5 protein-coding genes and 1 tRNA gene are annotated in these 4,000 nt (G+C 62.0%); 3 read left to right on the top strand and 3 right to left on the bottom strand.

Going from position 1 to position 4,000, the window contains the following annotated elements; all coding sequences use genetic code 11:
• The first annotated feature begins 94 nt into the window (after positions 1-94).
• Positions 95-595 (top strand): UPF0262 family protein, encoded by a 501-nt coding sequence (locus tag NWI01_RS12560; RefSeq protein ID WP_141384172.1) that lies wholly within the window; start codon positions 95-97, stop codon positions 593-595.
• An 86-nt stretch (positions 596-681) separates the two neighbouring features.
• The gene (locus tag NWI01_RS12555; protein WP_141384171.1) at positions 682-1,149 is read left to right on the top strand and encodes an arsenate-mycothiol transferase ArsC; all 468 of its coding nucleotides are present in this window, start codon (positions 682-684) and stop codon (positions 1,147-1,149) included.
• A 99-nt stretch (positions 1,150-1,248) separates the two neighbouring features.
• Here the strand turns inward: NWI01_RS12555 and NWI01_RS12550 are convergent.
• The 3 genes from NWI01_RS12550 to NWI01_RS12540 form a co-directional block, all read right to left on the bottom strand.
• Positions 1,249-1,324, bottom strand: a tRNA-Phe gene (locus NWI01_RS12550).
• 133 nt (positions 1,325-1,457) lie between these two features.
• On the bottom strand, positions 1,458-1,640 hold the full coding sequence (gene yacG / locus NWI01_RS12545) for a DNA gyrase inhibitor YacG (protein WP_141384170.1): 183 nt from the start codon (positions 1,638-1,640) through the stop codon (positions 1,458-1,460).
• Complete coding sequence (locus NWI01_RS12540) at positions 1,630-2,253, bottom strand: Maf-like protein (RefSeq protein ID WP_141384169.1); 624 nt, start codon at positions 2,251-2,253, stop codon at positions 1,630-1,632. The genes yacG and NWI01_RS12540 overlap by 11 nt, the downstream gene beginning before the upstream one ends.
• Before the next feature lie 408 nt (positions 2,254-2,661).
• On the opposite strand from NWI01_RS12540, the gene NWI01_RS12535 reads away from it, so the two are divergent.
• The gene (locus NWI01_RS12535; protein WP_141384168.1) at positions 2,662-3,858 is read left to right on the top strand and encodes a hypothetical protein; all 1,197 of its coding nucleotides are present in this window, start codon (positions 2,662-2,664) and stop codon (positions 3,856-3,858) included.
• Positions 3,859-4,000: the final 142 nt, after the last annotated feature.

Raw genomic sequence — 4,000 nt, 5'->3', positions numbered from 1 at the left:
CTTCGCTCGAAAACGCTATAGTGGGAGGCAGTTTTGCATTCGCCTCTCACCGCGCTGAAATGGGATGCGAATGTTGGAACCGGACCGGCAGATCATGAGCAAGGCCCCATCCGAGGATGATTCGCGCCATCGAATCGTGGCGGTCACGCTCGATGAGGATTCGATCGGGCGTTCCGGGCCGGATATCGAGCACGAGCGGGCGATCGCGATCTACGATCTCGTCGAGAAGAACCTGTTCGCGCCGGAAGGTGCGGAAGGCGGCCCGTTCACCCTGCATATCGCGATCACCGGCAACCGCCTGATGTTCGACATCCGGCGCGAGGACGGCGCTCCCGTGGTGACACACCTGTTGTCGCTGACCCCGTTCCGGCGGATCGTGAAAGACTACTTCATGATCTGCGACAGCTACTATCAGGCGATCCGGACCGCGACGCCAGACAAGATCGAGGCCATCGACATGGGCCGGCGCGGCATCCACGATGAAGGTTCGCGCACGCTGCAAGAGCGGCTGAGCGGCAAGGTCCGCGTCGATTTCGAGACCGCGCGGCGGCTGTTCACCCTGATCTCTGTTCTGCACTGGAAGGGTAACGCATGATCCGAGTCGCGGAACACCTGTTGTTGTGGCGATGCATGCGGAATGGCCGCGCGGAGGGCCCGCGCGAAACGAAAGCGGCTTGAGCCATGGCCGCGCCTGCGCGCGTGCACAATCCCCAGTCGGTGCTGTTCGCCTGCGCGCACAACAGCGTGCGCTCGCCGATGGCGGCGAGCCTGCTCCAGCAGATGTTTCCGCGAACCCTCTATGTACGATCCGCCGGCGTCCGAACCGGCGAACTTGATCCGTTCGCCGTTGCGGTGATGGCCGAACTCGGCCAGGACATCTCAAAGCACCGGCCAATGACGTTCGAAGAGATTGAAGACTGGGAAGGTCTCAACTTCGATCTCATCATCACGTTGTCGCCGGAAGCTCATCACAAGGCGCTGGAACTGACGCGGACGATCGCAGCCGACGTCGAATACTGGCCGACGCCGGACCCCACCATCATCGAGGGCAACCGGGAGCAGCGCCTGCAGGCCTATCGCGACGTCTGCGACGGACTGCTCTCACGCATCCGCAAGCGCTTTGCTCGGGGCGGGGGATTCAAGGCCTGAAATTTACGAGAGATGCTCGCGCTTCTTCGGCGAACATAACCTCGAGTCCCAGGAGCTTTCGGATTTCCGAAGGTGGAGGGTGATGAATGAGGCAGGTAATGGTGCCCAGGGGCGGGATCGAACCACCGACACTGCGATTTTCAGTCGCATGCTCTACCAACTGAGCTACCTGGGCGTCGTCCGGCTTCAGCAGGGCGCGCCGGTTTATAGTCAGGCCGGAACGTCCTGTCCACCCGTCTGCCGGTGTCGTGTCGAGCTGCTAGCTTTTCTTTCGACCAGCCCGAGTCGCCGGCCGGCAGGTCCCCGGCCTATTCCGCATCCTCATCGTCAGTTCTACTGGCGGGAATGGCATAGGAACCGGACAGCCAGCGGTTCAGATCCACGTCGCGGCAGCGCTCGGAGCAAAACGGACGCGAAGCCTCGACCGATGGCTTGCCGCAGATCGGGCACGGCTTCTCGGGCCGCGCGCGGGCTGGTTTCCTAACCGGCATCCAACCAGCCGGTGCGGATCGGAAATTCCTCGCCGCCGAGCAGCGCAATCGACTCGTTGAGCGGCAACCCGACCACATTGGTGTAGGACCCCACCAGCTTGACCACGAACGAACCGGCGATGCCCTGAATCGCGTAGCCGCCTGCCTTGCCCCGCCATTCCCCGGAGCCGATGTAGGCCTGAATGTCCTCCTCGCTCAGCCGCTTGAAGCGAACACGCGTTTCGACCAGCCGCTGACGAAAGTTTTCCTTCGGGGTCACGAGGCACACGGCGGTGTACACGCGATGATTGCGTCCCGACAGCAGCCGCAGGCACTGCGAGGCCTCATCGACCAGGTCGGCTTTGGGCAGGATGCGGCGGCCGACGGCGACGACGGTGTCGGCCGCCAGAATAAACGAGCCGCGGAGTTCGTCGTCGAACTGCAATGCTTTCAAGGCCGCGTCAGCCTTGGCGCGAGCGAGGCGATTGGCGCAGGCGCGGGGAAGCTCCCCCTTCGTCGGCGTCTCGTCGATGTCGACAGGCCGCAACGCGTCGGGTTCGATACCTGCCTGGTTGAGGAGGCTGAGCCGTCGCGGCGAACCGGAGGCGAGTACGAGTTTGGGGCGGCCTGACATGCGGTTTCGTGTCTAGCGCGTTTTCCGCAAAAGTGGATACCGGTTTTGCGATCAGAATACGCGCATAATGATTCGAGAGCATTTTCTTCCAGCTAACCGGATTCCACTTAGCCGGAAATGCTCTACGGCATGATCCCGAAAAGCGGAAACCGTTTTAGGACAGGATCATGCTCGGTTGACAGAAAATAAGACGAACCTCACTCAAAGCCGCTGGAATGGGTCTCCCCGGAGCGTTTTCGAGCGAAGGATGTCCTCGGACTAGACTCAAGGATGGAATTCGATTCGCGTCAAGAAAACGCGTCAAAACAACGATCTAGAGCTTCGCTTCTGATTCAACAAGAAGCGATAATGCTCTAGCCACGATCTCTTGGCGGCTGACATCCGCGGCGGGCTTGCTACACAGGTTCGATGCGGAGCCGAATGATTCGTCGTTGTCACCAGATCGTCGCGGGGGCGCTGCTGCTTGCGTCGCTCGCTGCGGTTCCTGATGGGGCGGCGGCGCCCGCGACGTTCGCCGGCGCGATGGCGCAGGCCGCATCCCCGGCCGCCATCGCGGATTACCGCCGCAAGCTGAAGGCGTATCAGGAGGCTCGCGCTGCCTTCGAGCAGGAGGCGGACGCCTACTGGAACGCGATTGCCGACAAGAGGCGGCTCAGGAATGCCAAGCGGCGCGATCGCCAGCCCGTCTCGCTCGACGATTACGTGCTGGTCCATCCCCCGCTCTATGATGGACCGCAACGCCCGATCAACCCGGAGCCTGAAGAGGAGCGTTCGCCACGGCAACGCAAATCCATTCCCGTCGTCGCCGATTTCCTGAGGGCGGCGGCGGAGCAGTTCCAGTTCACGCCGCAGCGGCCGAGAACCGAGATCGATTTCAAGCGTGCCTATGCGAGTGTGGCGCGAGCCTACGGCCTCACGAAGGAGCAGGCGGTTCGGGTCTATTCGTTCGAAACCGGCGGCAATGGCGATCACGACATGCAGTCGGGCCTCAGCACGTCCCGGCCGGGATCGCGCGCGATCTCCACCGCGATCGGCTATAACCAATTGCTCACAACCAACAGCGTCGAATTGCTCGCCGAGCAGGGCGATGACATCCTGCGCGCGCTTGGCGAGAAAGCGGCGCGATTGTCAGGACCGCAGCGTGGGGCGACCGAGCGCAGGATCGCGGTGGTCAAGCGGATGGTGGCCTACGCGCGCTCGGTGCCCGATACCTGGAGCGCGCATCAGAAGCTTGCCGACACGCCGAAAGGCTGGGCGATCCATGCGCTGGTGCTGGATATCGATGTTGGTCCGTTGTTGCAGATCCACAAGCTCCTGACCTCGGTTATTTTCGCACGCAACAAGGGTTATTCCCGTCCGCTAACCGCCGCTGAACTGGAGATGATGAATCTCACCGGCGACGGCACCGGCTTCGACATGGTGACGATGCCGCAGGCGATGCGCGAACGGGTGCCGACGGCGAATTTCTTCCAGCGTCGGGGCTATGAACGCAATCCGGTGGCGATTCGTCACAACACGGTGGCGAAACTGCTCGCGGTCACCAACGCCCGGATGGACAGCAACAGCGCAAAGCCGGGCGCGCGCGAGCTGGCGGCGGCTTTCTGATCAGGTGAGAAGCTTTTCCGAGCGAAGCATGTCCTTGGGCTTGACCCGAGGATGAATACCGGCTCGCCTGAAGACAACGCGTCAAATTAAAATCATAGCGCCCGCTTCTGATTTTATCAGAAGCGGAAAGGCTCTAGAGCGG

Source organism: Nitrobacter winogradskyi (assembly GCF_006539545.1).
Classification (GTDB): domain Bacteria; phylum Pseudomonadota; class Alphaproteobacteria; order Rhizobiales; family Xanthobacteraceae; genus Nitrobacter; species Nitrobacter winogradskyi_A.
Note: the sequence above shows the minus strand (reverse complement) of the source record. Positions and strands in the feature narration are given on the sequence as shown.